The following is a 16,666-nucleotide window of genomic DNA, read 5'->3' as shown; positions in this document are numbered from 1 at the left end:
CGGCGTCATGCTACATTCGCGAAAAAATGCGCTGTCCCCGCCGTCGAACAAGAGGATTTCGTTGAAACCATGCCCGCGCTGAATCTCGATACCGATGCCGAGCGCATCGCTGAGCGCGTCGCCGAGCCCGGCACGCTGTTCGTCGCCTGCCTGTGCGCCGAATGGTGCGGCACGTGCCGCGAGTATCTGGACGGTTTCAACGCGCTGGCGGACTCTCATCCCGACATCTGTTTCGCGTGGATCGACATTGAAAATCATGCCGACCTTCTCGACGACCTCGACGTGGAAAATTTTCCGACGATTCTGATCGAGGATTCGGTCACGACCCGTTTCTTCGGCACCGTGCTGCCGCAAGCGTCGATCGTCCAGCGTCTGCTGACCGATCTCACCGCGCTGCCCGATATGGCCGGCGCGCCCAAGCTGCGGCCCACGCTTGCCATGGCGTGACCGTCGCCCGGCCCGGCGCGGGATGTGAAGCGAGCGCGTAAAAAGGGACAGGGAGCAGACAAAATGCGGGCACGAATCGCGCGCAACGCCATGTTCAATTCACCTTTTCAGGCAGCCGGCCGCAACGCCGCCATCGCGCTTCGGCGCCCACCGCGCAAAGCCTGTGCTATAAAGCGGTCGTTGAAGCAGCCCAAACTGGGCCGCTGCCAGTTACCAAATTTATTGAGTCATGTCCAAAGCCCTGATCATCGCTGAGAAGCCCTCCGTCGCGAACGACATCGCGCGGGCGCTGGGCGGCTTCACCAAGCATGACGAGTACTACGAGAGCGACGACTACGTGCTCTCGTCGGCCGTCGGCCACTTGCTGGAGATCGCCGCGCCCGAGGAATACGACGTCAAGCGCGGCAAGTGGAGCTTTGCCAATCTGCCGGTCATTCCGCCGCATTTCGACCTGAATCCGATCGCCAAAAGCGAGTCGCGCCTCAAGGTGCTGACCAAGCTGATGAAGCGCAAGGACGTCGACCGTCTCATCAACGCATGTGACGCGGGGCGCGAGGGCGAACTGATCTTCCGCCTGATCGCGCAGCACGCGAAGGCCAAGCATCCGGTCCAGCGGCTCTGGCTGCAATCGATGACGCCCGCCGCGATCCGCGAAGGTTTCGCGAACTTGCGCAGCGACGCCGACATGCAACCGCTCGCCGACGCCGCCCGCTGCCGCTCCGAAGCCGACTGGCTGGTCGGCATCAACGGCACGCGCGCGATGACCGCGTTCAACAGCAAGGGCGGCGGGTTCTTCCTGACCACGGTCGGACGCGTTCAGACGCCAACCTTGTCGATCGTCGTTGAACGTGAAGAGAAAATCCGTCGCTTCGTGCCGCGCGACTATTGGGAAGTGCGCGCCGAATTCATCGCCGCGAAGGGCCTGTATGAAGGTCGCTGGTTCGATCCAAAGTTCAAGCGGGTCGAGAACGACCCCGAGCAGCGCGATTCGCGCCTGTGGAGCCTGGCGGCGGCGGAATCGGTCGTGGCGGCCTGCCGTGGCAAGACCGGCACCGTCACGGAAGAATCGAAGCCGTCCACGCAGATGTCGCCGCTGCTGTTCGACCTGACGAGCTTGCAGCGCGAAGCCAACAGCCGCTTCGGCTTCTCGGCGAAGAACACCCTCGGTCTCGCGCAGGCGCTGTACGAAAAGCACAAGGTCCTCACCTATCCGCGTACCGATGCACGCGCGCTGCCCGAGGACTACCTGAGCACGGTCAAGGACACCATGACCATGCTCAAGGACAGCAATAACTATCTGCCGTTTGCCAAGCAGGTGCTGGACAAGGGCTGGGTGAAGCCGAACAAGCGCATCTTCGACAACTCGAAGATCAGCGATCACTTCGCCATCATCCCGACGCTCCAGGCCCCGAAGGCGCTGTCCGAGCCGGAGCAGAAGCTGTACGACCTGGTGGTCAAGCGCTTCCTGGCCGTGTTCTTCCCGGCTGCGGAATTCCTCGTGACCACGCGTATCACCGAGGTCGCCGGGCATCACTTCAAGACCGAAGGCAAGGTGCTCGTCGAGCCGGGCTGGCTGCAGATCTACGGCCGCGAAGCCGCGGGCGAGGACGGCAATCTCGTGCCGGTGCAGAAGGACGAGAAGGTCGATGTCGAGAAGGTCGCCGCTCACGGCCTCGTGACCAAGCCGCCGGCGCGCTACAACGAAGCGTCGCTGCTCTCGGCCATGGAAGGCGCGGGCAAGCTCGTTGAAGACGAAGAGTTGCGCGATGCGATGGCCGCGAAGGGGCTCGGCACGCCGGCCACGCGCGCGGCGATCATCGAAGGGCTGCTCGGCGAAAAGTACATGGTGCGCGAAGGCCGCGAGCTGATTCCGACCGCCAAGGCGTTCCAGCTGATGACGCTGCTGCGCGGTCTCGGCGTCGAGGAACTCACCGCGCCCGAGCTGACCGGTCAATGGGAGCACAAGCTCTCGCAGATGGAACGTGGCAACCTGCATCGCGATGCCTTCATGCAGGAAATCGCGCGCATGACGCAGACCATCGTCAAGCGGGCGAAGGAATACGACTCCGACACGATCCCCGGCGATTACGCGACGCTCGAAACGCCCTGCCCGCACTGCGGCTCGCAGGTGAAGGAGAACTATCGCCGCTTCGCCTGCACCAAGTGCGAATTTTCGATCTCGAAGATTCCGGGCGGCCGGCAGTTCGAGATTCCCGAAGTCGAGGAGTTGTTGCGCGAGAAGACCATCGGCCCGCTGTCGGGTTTCCGCAGCAAGATGGGCCGGCCGTTCTCGGCCATTCTCAAGCTCGCGCTCGACGACGAGATCAAGAACTACAAGCTCGAATTCGACTTCGGCCAGGACAGCGGCGGCGAAGACGGCGAACCGCCCGATTTCTCCGAGCAGACGCCGGTCGGCGCCTGTCCGAAGTGCCGGTCGCGGGTGTTCGAGCACGGCATGAGCTATGTGTGCGAGAACTCGGTCGCGAATCCGAAGACCTGCGACTTCCGTTCGGGCAAGGTCATCCTGCAACAGGAAATCGCGCGTGAGCAGATGCAGAAGCTGCTCGGCGAAGGCCGCACGGACCTGCTGACGGGCTTCAAGTCGTCGCGTACCGGACGTAACTTCAAGGCGTTTCTCGTCAAGCAGCCGGACGGCAAGATCGGCTTCGAATTCGAGAAGAAGGAAGGCAAGCCGGCGGCGAAGTCGGCCGCTGCGAAGCGTGGCGCGGCGTCGGCCGAAGCGCCGGTGGACAGCGGCGACGATGCCGGCGACAGCGACGTCGCCGTGGCCGCCAAGACCACGCGCGTCAAGCCTGCCGCCGCCAAGAAGGCGCCCGCGAAGAAAGCTGCCGCGAAGAAGACCACGGCGCGCAAGACGAGCTGAGCGCGTTTCAGTTCCCTGGCCGGCGGTTCAGCCGGTTCCGCCGGTCCCAAAGAAAAACCCCCGCGAAGCATCTTCGCGGGGGTTGTTTTTCATCTGCGCCTGGCGCGAGCCTTTCAGAACGGCGATGCCGCCGGCACCCGCCCACGCGTCCGTGAGGGCTTGGCGAGCTTGGGGCCCAGTTCGCCATCGATCGGACGCGCACGCGGAGGCGGGGCCGGTTCGTCGTCGGCGTGCTCGTAGTGCGACTGAGCCGCCGGCGCGACCGGCTGGCCACGGCCGTCGCGAATCCATTGCTCGCCGAGCTGGTGATTCGGCGTCTGGCTGAAATGCTCGACCAGATGATCGATGAAGGTACGCACCTTCGCCGGCAAGTGACGCCGGCTCGGATACGCGACATTGATCTCGACCTGCGGCAATTGATGATCGCCGAGCAGGCGCACGAGCTGGCCGCGCGTCGTATCGTTGCCGATCAGATAACTCGGCAGGATCGCGATGCCCATGCCGAGCAGCGCGAACTGTCTCAGCATCTCGGTGTTGTTCGCGATGATCACGTTCTGCGGCCGCACGCGCACTTCGCCTTCCGGACCCGTGAACACGCGCTCGTCGCCCCAATATTCCGAAGGCAGGCTCAGGCACGGATGTTCGAGCAGATGTTCGGGGCGCGTCGGCGTACCGTGTTTCTCCAGGTACGCGGGCGTCGCGCAGACGGTCATGCAACCCGTCGTCAGGCGCCGCGTCACGACGCTCGCGCTCTTCACCTGCCGCGCGATGACGATGCCGACATCAAAGCCTTCCTCGACCAGATCGACCTGGCGGTCCACCAGCGTCACGTCCGGAATGACTTTCGGATAGCGCTGGGCGTAGGTCTGCAACACCGGCGCGAGATTGTGCAAGCCGAAGACCACCGGCGCGACGATTCGCAGCGAACCCAGCGGTTCGTGATTGCGCGCCACCACCATTTGTTCGACGTCTTCGAGTTCGTCGAGAATTTGCCGCGCCCGCTCCAGATAAACCTGACCGGACTCGGTGAGCGAGAGACTGCGCGTCGTGCGATTCAGAAGACGCGTGCCGAGGCGACCTTCGAGGTCCGCAACGTGACGGGTCGCCACTGCATTGGAGATGTCCATCGCGCTCGCGGCCCGGGCGAAACTCCCCAGATCGGCGACGCGGACGAACACTCTCATCGACTGCAAATGATCCATAAGACAACTCCTGCCGCCATGCGGCTTGAATTCTGCTGCAACGCAATTCAGGATTATCCTAGGACTGGGCGTTTCGTGCAGAAGTTGCCGGGAAACCGGAAAAAGTCGAAAAAAAACGGTCGGCGGGGCCTGTTACGCAGATGAAAGATCACCGATTGTTGCGGATCACACAACGCTTGATCGGCCGGATTCCTGCAAGCGGAATTTTGTCGAGGCTGGCGCGGCGGATTTTGCCGGTGTAGATGCGCAGAAAACGGGCCCGCGACGGCGGGCCCTATATTGGGGATTGATTTGATCGGCGTTACCAATCCGGCACATGCCGCGACTGATCGCCCCGCCGATCAAACCGGTTCAAGCCGCCAGACGCTTCTCCATCCCTGCCTTGGCCTGCGGCAAAGCGCCCGGAAGTCCCTGCTGCAACTTCGTGAAGAGCTCGTCGTGCAGGGCAAGTTCGTCGCGCCAGGCCGTGTCATTGACCGAAATGACCTGTTCGAACTGCTCGCGCGAGAAACCGAGCGCGCCCCAGTCGATGTCCTCGTAGCGCGGCGAAATGCCGAACGCGTGCTCCTCGCCCTGCGCCGTGCCTTCGATCCGGCCAATCATCCAGTTCAGCACGCGCATGTTTTCGCCGAAACCCGGCCACACGAACTTGCCGTCGTCGCCCTTGCGGAACCAGTTCACGCAGAAGAACTTCGGCACTTTCGCGTTCATCGCGTCCAGGCGCTCGCCCATCTTGAGCCAGTGGCCGAAATAGTCCGCCATGTTGTAGCCGCAGAACGGCAGCATCGCGAACGGGTCGCGGCGCACGACGCCCTGCTGCCCCGCCGCGGCCGCCGTGGTTTCGGAGCCCATCGTCGCGGCCATGTAGACGCCTTCGTTCCAGTCGCGTGCTTCCGTCACCAGCGGCACCGTGTTGGAGCGGCGGCCGCCGAAGATGAACGCGTCGATCGGCACGCCGGCCGGATTCTCCCAGTCCGCGTCGATCGACGGACACTGCGACGCCGGCGCCGTGAAACGCGCGTTCGGATGCGCAGCCTTTGCGCCCGTTTCCTTCGCGATCGCCGGCGTCCAGTCGCGGCCCTGCCAGTCGATCAGATGCGCGGGCGGCGTATCCGTCATGCCTTCCCACCAGACATCGCCGTCATCGGTGAGCGCTACGTTCGTGAAGATCACGTTCTCCTTCAGCGTGGCCATCGCGTTGAAGTTGGTCTTCTCGCTCGTGCCCGGCGCGACGCCGAAGTAGCCCGCTTCCGGATTGATCGCGTACAGGCGGCCGTCGCGGCCCGGCTTGATCCACGCGATGTCGTCGCCGATGGTCGTCACCTTCCAGCCGTTCAGGTCGCTCGGCGGAATCAGCATCGCGAAGTTGGTCTTGCCGCACGCCGACGGAAACGCCGCCGCGACGTGATACTTGCGCCCCTGCGGCGACGTCACGCCGAGAATCAGCATGTGTTCGGCGAGCCAGCCTTCGTCGCGGCCCATCGTCGAGGCGATGCGCAGCGCAAAGCACTTCTTGCCGAGCAGCGCATTGCCGCCGTAGCCCGAGCCGAAGCTCCAGATCTCGCGCGATTCCGGAAAGTGGACGATGTACTTCGTGTCGTTGCACGGCCAGGGCACCTCCTGGCGGCCGTCCGCCAGCGGCGCGCCCACCGAGTGCACGCACGGCACGAACTCGCCTTCCTCGCCGAGCACGTCGTACACCGCGCGGCCCATGCGCGTCATGATGCGCATGTTCGTCACGACGTACGGACTGTCCGACAACTCCACGCCGATATGCGCGATCGGCGAGCCGAGCGGGCCCATCGAGAACGGTACGACGTACATGGTGCGGCCGCGCATGCAGCCGTCGAACAGGCCGTCGAGCGTGACGCGCATTTCCTGCGGATCGATCCAGTTGTTCGTGGGGCCGGCGTCTTCACGACGCTGCGAGCAGATGAACGTGCGGTCCTCGACGCGCGCCACGTCGGACGGATCCGAGCACGCGAGGAAAGAGTTGGGGCGCTTCTCGGGGTTGAGCTTCTTCATCGTGCCGGCATCGACCATCTGCTGGCAGAGCCGGTCGTATTCTTCCTGCGAGCCGTCGCACCATTCGATACGGTCCGGCTTCGTCACGGCGGCGATGCGCTGCACCCATTCGATGAGCTTGCGGTGCCGGACATGCGCCGGCGCATCGACTTCGATGGACTTGTTATTGTGGTCTTCGACTACTGCGGGCTGGTTCATCGAGCTTGTCTCCGTTCTCTGCAATGAAAACCTGGGCCCTCAGACGCTGCGTGCGAGAGGCTTGCGAGGCGAACCGCCGGGCGTTTTCGTGCGGTCGCGATGGACGGATTCATCGCACGAAATGCGGTTCGCCAGCCGTTGCGGCGTCACGGGCATGAATCCTTCAGCATAAGTGCCGTACTGCTCCACGGCTTGCGTCGCGAAGGAACAAACTGTTAAAAAGAGATACTAAGTGGCCGGTCTCGTCGCGGATTACCGTGGTTTCCGCAAGTTGCGCTGAAATTCTTTCTTTGGCGCTGAGATACAGGGCTCCTGAAATGTGGGAGTCAAGCATAACATCGCATCGCGCGGGTGCCGTGATGCATCGAAGCAGGGCCGCCGGAGCACAATTTGTCGGTATTAACCCGAATTCAAGTGCTCTATTCTCGCGCTTGCCCGAAATACAGCACGTTTGATGCCTAACAAAAGCCAACCAATGCCCATGAAAATCGCCATCCTCGACGACTACCAGGACGCCGTCCGGAAGCTCGATTGCTTCCATCTGCTCGATGACCATGAGGTAAAAGTCTTCAATAACACGGTGCGCGGGCTCGGACAGTTGGCCAGCAGACTTTCGGAAGTCGACGCCCTCGTGCTGATTCGCGAACGGACGCGCATCAGTTCGCAGCTGCTCGACAAGTGCCCGAAGCTGCGCATGATCAGCCAGACCGGACGGGCAGGCGGCGGGCACATCGATATCGATGCCTGTACCGAACGCGGCATCGCGGTGCTCGAGGGCACGGGTTCGCCGGTGGCGCCGGCGGAGCTCACGTGGGCGCTCATCATGGCGGCGCAACGACGCATTCCGCAGTACGTCGCCAATCTCAAACAGGGCGCGTGGCAGCAATCCGGCCTGAAGACGTCGGCGCTGCCGCCGAACTTCGGTCTCGGCCAGGTGCTGCGCGGCCAGACGCTCGGCATCTGGGGCTACGGCAAGATCGGCAAGCTGGTGGCGGGCTATGGCAAGGCGTTCGGCATGAACGTGCTCGTGTATGGCCGGGAGCATTCACAGACTGCCGCGCGTGAAGATGGTCATGCGGTCGCCGAGAGCCGCGAAGCGCTCTTCGAACAGAGCGACGTGCTGACGCTGCACCTGCGTCTGTCCGAAGAGACCACGGGCATGGTCAAGCAAGACGATCTGATGCGGATGAAGCCCACGGCGCTGTTCGTCAACACGAGCCGCGCCGAACTGCTGGAAGACAATGCGCTGCTGAACGCGCTGCATCACAACCGGCCGGGCATGGTGGCGGTGGATGTCTTCGAGAGCGAGCCGATCCTGCAAGGCTATGGCCTGCTGCGGCTGGAGAACGTGATCTGCACGCCGCACATCGGGTATGTGGAGCGCGAGAGCTACGAGCTGTACTTCAGCGCCGCGTTCAAGAACATCCTTGCGTTCGATGCCGGCGACACGTCGAGCGTCTCAAACAAGGAAGCGTTGCAGCACGTGCGACGGCGCTAGCGCGGTGTCATAGCGTTGATATATCGATGGCGGGCTCGCAACGGACCGGACAGTTCACCGAGTTGGCGATGAAGCAATAGCGATGCGCCTCTTCATGCAGGCGCGCCGCGAGAGCCGGATCGCCGCCCGCGCCGATGGTCACGTGCGGGCGCAGCAGCACATCGACGAAGCGGCCATGGCCCTGCGCTTCCTCCTGCATGGTGCCGACGGCTTCATCGACGTAGCCGGTCACGACGATGCCTTTCGTCGCGCACAGATGCAGATACCAGAGCATGTGGCACGACGACAGCGACGCCACGAACAACTCCTCCGGATTGTGACGCGCGGGATTGCCGCGGAAGGCGGGATCGCTCGAACCTTCTATCGCCGTCTTGCTGCCGATGCGCACGAGGTGATCGCGCGAATAGGCGTCGTAGGCGGAGGTGCCCGATCCCAGGTTGCCCGTCCAGTCGACGGTCAGTTCATAGGTGTGCTGCTTCGCCACGATGTGCTCCTCATCTTCAGACAGGTTGCGATGCGGTTTCCATGAGACGCGGCAGGCGTTCGAGGAAGTCATCGGCGTCGGCGCGGCCCAGGTCGTAAGCATGTTGCATCTGGGACGGACTCGTGTAGTCCCAGCTTGAAATCGGCACCTTGCGCGACGGCTGAATGTAGATGCGCCGCTGCGCGCCATGCGGCACGACGAACATGCGCTCGCGCGGATAGAGCCGCGTGACCATGACGAGGACGAGACCCGGCGCGGCATCGAGCGCGGAGACGGGCACGTTGTCGACCATGCCGCCGTCCAGCACGGGACGGCCCTGGCGACGCAGGATCGGCGTGAACGGCGGCGTGCTCGACGATTGCAGGATGAGGTCGGCGAGATCCTCGACCGTGGCGCAGTCCTGTGCCTTGACGAACTCCGGATGGAAACCGAGCGTCTGGCCGAGCGTCGGATGGAGCGTCTTGCGCAGGTACTTCTCGATGTTGTACGCGATGAGACCGGCCGCGACCGCACTGCGCGCGCCGAGCCAGCGCGGCAGATGCGACACGCCGATGCGGATCTCGGGCGCATGCCGGAGTTCAGCAAAGCGGTCGGCGAAGATGTCGAGCAGCGCCTGCCGGTAGATGCGGTAATGCGGGAACACCGACTCGCCGCGCAGCAGGTTGCCCCAGTAGGCGTTTCTCGTGTTGTCGCGCAGGACGTGGGCGTAGTACGCCATCACGCGGCGCGATTCGTTCGTGTAGAGCATGCAGGCCGTGGCGGCGCCCGCCGAGATGCCCGCGATGATGCGCGGCTTCAGGTTCAGCTCGGGCCGGATGACGTCCCAGAAGCCGGCTTGCCACCAGCAGCGGTTGCCGCCGCCCGCGAATACGACTTGGTCGAACATTTATTGGTTGATGAGTGCGTAGGTTGTCGTGGCGTGGGCGGCGAGCTCGCCTTGCGCGTCGCGCATTTCGATGTCGCCGAAAACGAGATTGCGGCCGCGCTTTTGCACGCGGGCGGTGACGAGGACGTCGCCGGACTTTACCGGGCGCATGAAGGTGGTGTTCAGGGAGACGGTGGTCATCGGCGAGAAACCGCCCATCACGTGCGAGATGGCGACGACCATCGCGGTATCGGCGGCGGCCATGAAGACCTGGCCGCAGATGACGCCGCCTGCGTGGCGCAAGTGATCGGAATGGGGCAGGCGGAGGGTGACGGCGTCGGCGGTGATATCGGCCGGGGTGAGGTGCAGGTCTTTGACCCAGGGCGCGAGAATGCTGTCGAGCAAGGCGCGGATGGCGGGATCGTCCATGAGGTTTGTTTTGGCTTGGGCGTAGGGCGGGGAATTCGCCAATGATAACGGGCGGGTGAGGTGGGTTGGGCCTCTCCGCCATGACGCGGTGCACAGGAATTTTTCAGAAATTTGCGAAAATGGGCTTGCGCTGTTCAGAAAACCACCGCTATAATTTCGCTTCTGTTGGGGCGTTAGCTCAGTTGGTAGAGCAGCGGACTCTTAATCCGTAGGTCGAGTGTTCGAGTCACTCACGCCCCACCACCCGATTCATGCAAAAGCCCAGTCCTCGTGACTGGGCTTTTTGCTTTGCGGGGATCTGTCGAATCACCTACCTCACCCCCACCCAGATCTCCGTGACCAGATCCGCCGGCGCGGTCCCTCTCGGATCGTTGAGATACACCTCGAACACCGGCGCATCGCCGGTTTCCCTGCCCGACTTCGGCAGCCACTCCCCATACAGCCACTGATACGCGAAGCAAAGCTGCGCATAAGGCCCGACATGCGTGAGCACCGCAAACTCGCCACCAGCAACCTCAACACGCGACACCGGCGCCTCGAACTTCACCGCGTCGGGCTCGAACAACTCGCAGCATGCCATCGACCGCAGTTCCTCAGCCGGCACCGCTGAGGGATCGTCGAAATAGATGCCGAGCGACCTTGCCCGGGGATCGATGAGACCGCGCGTCGCCAGCCAGTGAAACAGCATCTCGAACGCGCGACCGATGCCCATGTAATCGCCCCGATGCTCGATCGCCGCGACACTGAATCCTTCCTGCGTACGAATATCGACCTGATGTTGTTGCATCGCTCCCTCCTCCGATCGGATTCCATCGATCGCTCCGAACATCGAAGCGCCGCCCTCGTTCCGGAATTGCCCCGGCGCCATCCGGTAACTCGCCTGAAACGCCCGCGAGAACGCTTGCGCGCTGCTGTATCCGGCCCGCGTGGCGATTGAATCGATCTGCGCCTCACCATGCAGCAACTCGTTCGCCGCACGATGCAAACGCAAGCGCCGCACGGTCGCCGCCGCCGTCTCGCCATAGAATCCGTGATAGATCCGATGCCAGTGATACGGCGACAGACACGCCACCTCGGCGAGACGATTGAGATCGAGTTCGTCGTCGAGATGATCGTGGATATAAGTCACCACGCGCGCGAGCCGCGTCTCGTAAAGCTTCTCGCGCATGCCGTGCTCCGGGAACAAGTCAGTTCGATGCTCAAAAAGTAGCACGACCCGCTTTAGCATTTCTTGCTGACTTTCCACGACGCCCCAAAAGCCCACGCCGACCGCCTCGCCTCGCGAGACGCGTACACTTCCGTGTTTGAACGAAGCAATCACGCCGCCGAGCGCACACCGCGCCCGCGCGCGATGCAACAACGAGAACCATCGAACATGTTCACCTGCCGAAACCAGTCCTGCGAAGCACAGTGGGAGCCGTCGGACGTCGTCATCAAGAACGAGGGCCAAGGCCTCCTGTTCCGCTGCCCGATGTGCGGCGCGCGCAACTACGTCGCCCGTCACGAAGCGGCCGACGGCCAAGTCTCCTACGAACAACTTCGCGACGTCCCGCCCCACGGCGAGCGCTGATCGACATGACCACCGACACCTCTTTCAGCAGCCTGCCGCTCACGCCCGCGATGCAGGCGAACCTGCAGCAGCTCGGCTATCAATCGATGACGCCGATCCAGGCCGCCAGTCTGCCGCCGGCACTCGCGGGCCACGACCTCATTGCGCAGGCGAAGACCGGCAGCGGCAAGACCGCCGCGTTCACGCTGCCGCTGCTCGCCAAGCTCGATCCGAAGCAATTCGCCGTGCAAGCTCTCGTGCTCTGTCCGACCCGCGAACTCGCCGACCAGGTCACGCAGGAAATCCGCCGTCTCGCGCGCGCCGAGGACAACGTGAAAGTGCTGACGCTCTGCGGCGGCACGCCAATGCGCCCGCAGATCGCGAGCCTCGAACACGGCGCGCATATTGCCGTCGGCACGCCGGGGCGCATCATGGATCACCTCGGGCGCGGCACGCTCGCACTCGACGCCGTGCGCACCCTCGTGCTCGACGAAGCCGACCGCATGCTCGACATGGGCTTCTTCGACGACATCGCATCGGTTGCGCGTCAATGTCCGAAGGATCGCCAGACCTTGCTGTTTTCGGCAACCTATCCGGAAGGCATCGCCAAGCTGAGCCAGCAGTTCCTGCGCAATCCGCGCGAGATCAAGCTCGTCGAGCAACACAGCAACGCGAAGATCAAGCAGCGCTTCTATGAGGTCGCCGATCACGAACGCCTGCATGCCGTCGGCCTGTTGCTGGATCACTATCGCCCGGTCAGCACGCTCGCGTTCTGCAACACCAAGCAGCAATGCCGCGATCTGCTCGATGTCCTCCTTGCACAAGGCTTTGAAGCGCTGACGCTGCACGGCGAACTCGAACAGCGCGAGCGCGATCAGGTGCTCGTGCAATTCGCCAACCGCAGTTGCTCGGTGCTGGTTGCAACCGATGTCGCCGCGCGCGGTCTCGACATCGCTCAGCTCGAAGCAGTCATCAACGTCGATGTCACGCCGGATCCGGAAGTGCACGTGCATCGGATCGGCCGGACGGGACGGGCGGATCAGGAAGGCTGGGCGCTGTCGCTGGCGAGCATGGATGAAATGGGGCGCGTCGGTTCGATCGAACAGGCGCAGCGCGCCGAGGTGGAGTGGCATCCGCTGGCCGAACTGACGTCGGCCGAGCCCGGGCATCTCAAGCCGCCGATGGCGACGCTTCAGATCCTCGGCGGCCGCAAGGACAAGATCCGTCCCGGCGACGTGCTAGGCGCGCTCACCGGCGAAGCGGGCTTCGACGGCAAGCAGATCGGCAAGATCAACGTGATGGACATGGTCACTTACGTGGCGGTCGAACGCGGCGTCGCCGATGACGCCGTGCGCCGGCTCGGCAATGGCAAGCTCAAGGGGCGCAAGGTGAAAGTGCGCCGCATGTAGGCAGGTTCAGACTTTCTGCGAGGGACCGCCGGCGATGTTGTCCGGCTTGGACGTCGGGTTCGCGGGATTGCGCGTCATCAACCGCAGGCCGCTCGCGATACTGCCCGCGCCCGCGAAGGCCGCGCCCAGCGACAGCGCGAGCGTCGGTCCATGCTTGCCGGCAATGCTGAAACACAAGGCGACGAGCGCCGCGCCCGTCGCCTGTCCGATCAGACGCGAGGTCGCAATCACGCCGCTCGCGCCGCCGCTGCGTTCACGCGGCGCGCTCGACATGAACGCCTTCAGGTTCGGCGACTGAAAGAACCCGAAGCCCGCACCGCATATGGCCATGCGGATGCAGATCTCCAGCACGTGCGGCTGCGCGGGCAGCATGGCCAGCGACACCATCCCCACGCACAGCAGCGCGAGTCCGATTCCGCCGAGCAAGCCTGGCGATTGCCGGTCGGACAGACGGCCGGCAATCGGCGCCATCAGCGCGACCAGCGCGGACCACGGCGTCATCAGGAATCCGGTCTCGACCTGACTGCGGCCGAGCACGCTCTCGAAGAAAAACGGCAACGACACGAACGCGAGCCCCTGCGCGGCGAACGAGCAGATCGCGGTCATCGTCGAGAGGGCGAACATGGGGCGGCGGAAGAGATCGACGGGCAGCATCGGCGCGGGATGACCGCGTTCGCGGCGCAACAGCAACACGCCCGCCACCAGCGTCACGCCGAACGATGCGAGCACGATCTGCGTAGGCGCGCGCTGCGACGCCTCGCCGAGCGCGAAGATCAGCGACGCGAACGTAATGACGTTGAGCAAGGCCGCCACGCGATCGAAGCCGTGCTCGGCACGTTTGGTCTGCGGCAACGACGGCCACGCAATCATCAGCGCGAACACGCCGACCGGCAGATTCACCGCGAACAGCCACGGCCAGGTGCCTAGCGAGAGCACGATGGACGCGACCGTCGGCCCGACGGCGAATGCGATGCCGACGACCAGCGCGTTCAGCCCGACGCCGCGCCCCAGCCGATGCGGCGGAAAGATGGCGCTGATGAGCGCGGCGTTGACGCTCATGATGGCGCTCGCGCCGAGACCTTGCAGCAGGCGCGCGGCGACGAGCGTCGGCAGGGACCAGGAGAACGCGCACAGCGCCGACGAGAACAGGAACAGCACCAGCCCGCCCAGGTACACACGACGATGCCCGAGAATGCCGCCGAGCGCGGCGAACGGCAGCAGCGTCGCGACCATCGCGAGCTGATACGCGTTGATGATCCAGACGGACGCGGCGGGCGTCGTATGCAGATCAGCGGCGATGGCCGGCAGCGCGGTGTTGGCAATGGCCGTGTCGAGCGTCGCGAGCGCGACCGACAACAGGATCGCCGCCATGCCGCGCCGTTCGAGCGGGGTCATCGGGGCGTCGGGATCGTGGGGCAGCTCTTGGTCTTGAGGACGTTCTTCGGTGGGCACGGCGCTGAATCCGGATTAAGCGGAAGAAGAATAATCCGAAACGATACGGGATGGCGGCGGTTTTCGCTTAGGCAGGGATGGAGGGCTTTCAGATGGCTTTCCGGGGTTATGCTCGGGCGATGGCGCCTGCCAAGGGAGAACGAGAGATGGCGATTCGAATCGTGAGACTGGGAACGCCGCGCGCAGCGGATGAAGGCTTGCGTATTGGCACGGTGCGCAGGCCGCCGCGTGGGGTGCCCAAGGCGGACTTCGCGAAGCGCGATTTCTATGACGTGTGGTATCCGGTGCTGTCGCCGACGCAGGACTTGGTGACCGCAGCGCTTCATGCCGAGAGCGACAAGGAATGGCACGCGTTCGTGAGGAAGTTCAAGGCGGAGATGGCCGCGCCGGATGCGAGCAGGACGCTGGATCTATTGGCCGCACTGTCGCATCAGACGAACATGGCGCTGGGATGCTATTGCGAGGATGAGGCGCGGTGTCATCGCTCGGTGTTGCGGGAGCTGTTGACGGCGCGAGGGGCGGAGGTGGTTTGAGCTTGGGCTTCAGAGCGGTCGCGCGCTGCCCTTGAACACCTGCTCTCGATGCCACTCGACGAAGCTTCCCGCGGGGTGGTGTTCGGTTCGCACGGGCGCGTTTAGTTGGCCGCCGTGGTGTCGGAGGAGAATCTCTTCGAAACTTCGGCCGCCGTGGGCTTTCTCCGACACCAGCACGCGCCGATGATCGCCGAGCGTGAAGGCGCCGATATCAAAGAGCTTGTGATGCAGGCAGCACAGCGCGATACCGTTCTCGACGACATCCGGGCCGCTCGCCTGGTGCCACTTGATGTGTGCGGCTTCGAGACCGATTGTGATGTTGCCGATGCGCAAGTCCAGATCGCATAGGGCGCATCGATACTGGTAGGCGGTCAGGACCGCTTCGCGGAATGCGGGGTTGCGGCGGCGTTTCGCTTCGGCGATATCGGCTCCATTCGTGTGTGCGGTTGGGTCATCGAGGACGAGACCGACGGCATCAAGAATGTCGCTATGGATGCTCTCCGGGAAATGAGCAGTGAGCAGTACGCGGGCAATCGTCGTGATTGCCTTGGGGTCGCTTTGCAGGAATGTCTGAACGTCGGGTGAGAAATGTCCGGTTGCGTCCAGGTTTCGCAGTTGCCCTTTGGTCAAATCGTTTTCGCGCAGGACGTGCTCGCGATTTGCGCCGAGCGTGACCTCCCAGATCGCGTCATTCTTCAAGCGTACGAAGGGAAGCTCGGGATAGAGCGTGCGGCGCTCGGGCGCGAATTCTCTCAACAGTTCGCAAAGACGACTCTCGTATTCGCGAAAAGGTATGTCCCTGACGCCCTGCTGGAACAAGGCAAGCGCCATCAGTATCAGAAGCGGCTTGTGAGGCGCTCGCTCACCATTGCGTCGCCAGATGTTCAAGTTCTCAACGCTTTGCAGAATCTCGGATGGGCCGATTGCGGTCATGGCTCAGACAATGTTCATCGACAAAGAAAAACCCGTGACGCATCGTGCGATCACGGGTTTGTGGGACCGGGAACGGGGTCTGCCTACCTACCTGTAGACGGTCGCATATCCCGAGAAACTGGCCATTGCCAGAGAAGGCTCCCGAGCCGACGCGGATGAATAACCTGAGAAAAACGGACCCATAAGCCGAGAAATTCCGACCAAGGCCACGTCAAATGCGGGTGTGCTCGAAGCCCGGAAACGAGCTCTCCCGTCCGCGGACGGCGCTCGCGCACGCGCGCGTTTTTTCGAAAAACTGCGCTTGAAGTAAGGAGATTCTAGCGATTTTCGCGGGTGATGGGAATCTGCTGGACGCGCACGGATGCTCCTTCTCCATCCCTTGCCAAGCCAGTGATTTCGCTGGCGGGTCGAGACGGCCGCATGCGCCCGTCGAGCCACGACCGAGAGGGCCCCATGAACTCGACCCGCCTCTGCCTTGCTCGCGGCAACGCGTTCGCGCCGCAGCCGCAAATTGCCCGCCGGTATTACTAGCGTAGCCGCAGCATGCGGCGGTTGCGCGGTGCGCGTTCTGACTTCCGCGCCCATTGGGTCACATCCACTCGGCGCTTGGGTATGTGCGCGGATTCGTGCTGACCAATGACTTTGGGCGGACCGAAACATGTGCGATTCCAAGCATAGACGGCCGTGACTTGTCCGAAAAGTGTGTGATTCGCCCGCAAGTCTGTCCGAAAAATGTATGTCTCTAACACACCAGAGTC

14 protein-coding genes and 1 tRNA gene are annotated in these 16,666 nt (G+C 63.4%); 7 read left to right on the top strand and 8 right to left on the bottom strand.

The window, feature by feature from the left end; genetic code table 11:
• Nucleotides 1-69 precede the first annotated feature (69 nt).
• On the top strand, nucleotides 70-447 hold the full coding sequence (locus QCE69_RS00150; protein WP_309913022.1) for a thioredoxin family protein: 378 nt from the start codon (nucleotides 70-72) through the stop codon (nucleotides 445-447).
• 229 nt (nucleotides 448-676) lie between these two features.
• Nucleotides 677-3,331: a DNA topoisomerase III gene (locus tag QCE69_RS00145; protein WP_309928783.1), complete on the top strand. Its 2,655-nt coding sequence runs from the start codon at nucleotides 677-679 to the stop codon at nucleotides 3,329-3,331.
• Nucleotides 3,332-3,444: 113 nt separating this feature from the next.
• Here the strand turns inward: QCE69_RS00145 and QCE69_RS00140 are convergent, their stop codons facing one another.
• Together QCE69_RS00140 and QCE69_RS00135 are read right to left on the bottom strand one after the other, a co-directional pair.
• Nucleotides 3,445-4,533 (bottom strand): LysR family transcriptional regulator, encoded by a 1,089-nt coding sequence (locus tag QCE69_RS00140; protein WP_309913017.1) that lies wholly within the window; start codon nucleotides 4,531-4,533, stop codon nucleotides 3,445-3,447.
• Between the two features lie 351 nt (nucleotides 4,534-4,884).
• The gene (locus QCE69_RS00135) at nucleotides 4,885-6,756 is read right to left on the bottom strand and encodes a phosphoenolpyruvate carboxykinase (GTP) (RefSeq protein ID WP_309928782.1); all 1,872 of its coding nucleotides are present in this window, start codon (nucleotides 6,754-6,756) and stop codon (nucleotides 4,885-4,887) included.
• A gap of 481 nt (nucleotides 6,757-7,237) precedes the next feature.
• Between QCE69_RS00135 and QCE69_RS00130 the strand changes: the two genes are divergently transcribed.
• On the top strand, nucleotides 7,238-8,254 hold the full coding sequence (locus tag QCE69_RS00130; RefSeq protein WP_309913011.1) for a D-2-hydroxyacid dehydrogenase family protein: 1,017 nt from the start codon (nucleotides 7,238-7,240) through the stop codon (nucleotides 8,252-8,254).
• 7 nt (nucleotides 8,255-8,261) lie between these two features.
• Here the strand turns inward: QCE69_RS00130 and QCE69_RS00125 are convergent, their stop codons facing one another.
• The 3 genes from QCE69_RS00125 to QCE69_RS00115 are packed head-to-tail and all read right to left on the bottom strand — an operon-like array spanning nucleotide 8,262 to nucleotide 10,032.
• The gene (locus QCE69_RS00125) at nucleotides 8,262-8,738 is read right to left on the bottom strand and encodes an OsmC family protein (protein ID WP_309928779.1); all 477 of its coding nucleotides are present in this window, start codon (nucleotides 8,736-8,738) and stop codon (nucleotides 8,262-8,264) included.
• 16 nt (nucleotides 8,739-8,754) lie between these two features.
• Entirely contained in the window at nucleotides 8,755-9,624 is an 870-nt protein-coding gene (locus QCE69_RS00120; protein ID WP_309928776.1) for a patatin-like phospholipase family protein, read from the bottom strand.
• Nucleotides 9,625-10,032: a PaaI family thioesterase gene (locus QCE69_RS00115; RefSeq protein WP_309913004.1), complete on the bottom strand. Its 408-nt coding sequence runs from the start codon at nucleotides 10,030-10,032 to the stop codon at nucleotides 9,625-9,627. It abuts the gene before it with no gap.
• 167 nt (nucleotides 10,033-10,199) lie between these two features.
• Between QCE69_RS00115 and QCE69_RS00110 the strand changes: the two genes are divergently transcribed.
• A tRNA-Lys gene (locus QCE69_RS00110) sits at nucleotides 10,200-10,275 on the top strand.
• A gap of 67 nt (nucleotides 10,276-10,342) precedes the next feature.
• Here the strand turns inward: QCE69_RS00110 and QCE69_RS00105 are convergent.
• The gene (locus tag QCE69_RS00105) at nucleotides 10,343-11,200 is read right to left on the bottom strand and encodes an AraC family transcriptional regulator (protein WP_309928775.1); all 858 of its coding nucleotides are present in this window, start codon (nucleotides 11,198-11,200) and stop codon (nucleotides 10,343-10,345) included.
• Between the two features lie 207 nt (nucleotides 11,201-11,407).
• On the opposite strand from QCE69_RS00105, the gene QCE69_RS00100 reads away from it, so the two are divergent.
• Together QCE69_RS00100 and dbpA are read left to right on the top strand one after the other, a co-directional pair.
• Nucleotides 11,408-11,602: a hypothetical protein gene (locus QCE69_RS00100; protein WP_309811225.1), complete on the top strand. Its 195-nt coding sequence runs from the start codon at nucleotides 11,408-11,410 to the stop codon at nucleotides 11,600-11,602.
• Nucleotides 11,603-11,607: 5 nt separating this feature from the next.
• Entirely contained in the window at nucleotides 11,608-12,990 is a 1,383-nt protein-coding gene (dbpA, locus tag QCE69_RS00095) for an ATP-dependent RNA helicase DbpA (protein ID WP_309928774.1), read from the top strand.
• A 6-nt stretch (nucleotides 12,991-12,996) separates the two neighbouring features.
• Here dbpA and QCE69_RS00090 read toward each other — a convergent pair whose 3' ends face one another.
• Nucleotides 12,997-14,385, bottom strand: a complete 1,389-nt coding sequence (locus QCE69_RS00090) for an MFS transporter (protein WP_309912851.1) — start codon at nucleotides 14,383-14,385, stop codon at nucleotides 12,997-12,999.
• A 203-nt stretch (nucleotides 14,386-14,588) separates the two neighbouring features.
• On the opposite strand from QCE69_RS00090, the gene QCE69_RS00085 reads away from it, so the two are divergent.
• Nucleotides 14,589-14,975, top strand: coding sequence for a DUF488 family protein (locus tag QCE69_RS00085; RefSeq protein ID WP_309919508.1), 387 nt, complete (start codon nucleotides 14,589-14,591; stop codon nucleotides 14,973-14,975).
• 9 nt (nucleotides 14,976-14,984) lie between these two features.
• Here the strand turns inward: QCE69_RS00085 and QCE69_RS00080 are convergent, their stop codons facing one another.
• The gene (locus tag QCE69_RS00080; protein ID WP_309912848.1) at nucleotides 14,985-15,908 is read right to left on the bottom strand and encodes a phosphorothioated DNA-binding restriction endonuclease; all 924 of its coding nucleotides are present in this window, start codon (nucleotides 15,906-15,908) and stop codon (nucleotides 14,985-14,987) included.
• Between the last annotated feature and the right edge of the window lie 758 nt (nucleotides 15,909-16,666).

Source organism: Caballeronia sp. LZ032, assembly GCF_031451315.1.
Taxonomy (GTDB): domain Bacteria; phylum Pseudomonadota; class Gammaproteobacteria; order Burkholderiales; family Burkholderiaceae; genus Caballeronia.
The sequence above is the reverse complement of the archived record's forward strand: the minus strand, read 5'-3'. Positions and strand labels throughout refer to the sequence as shown.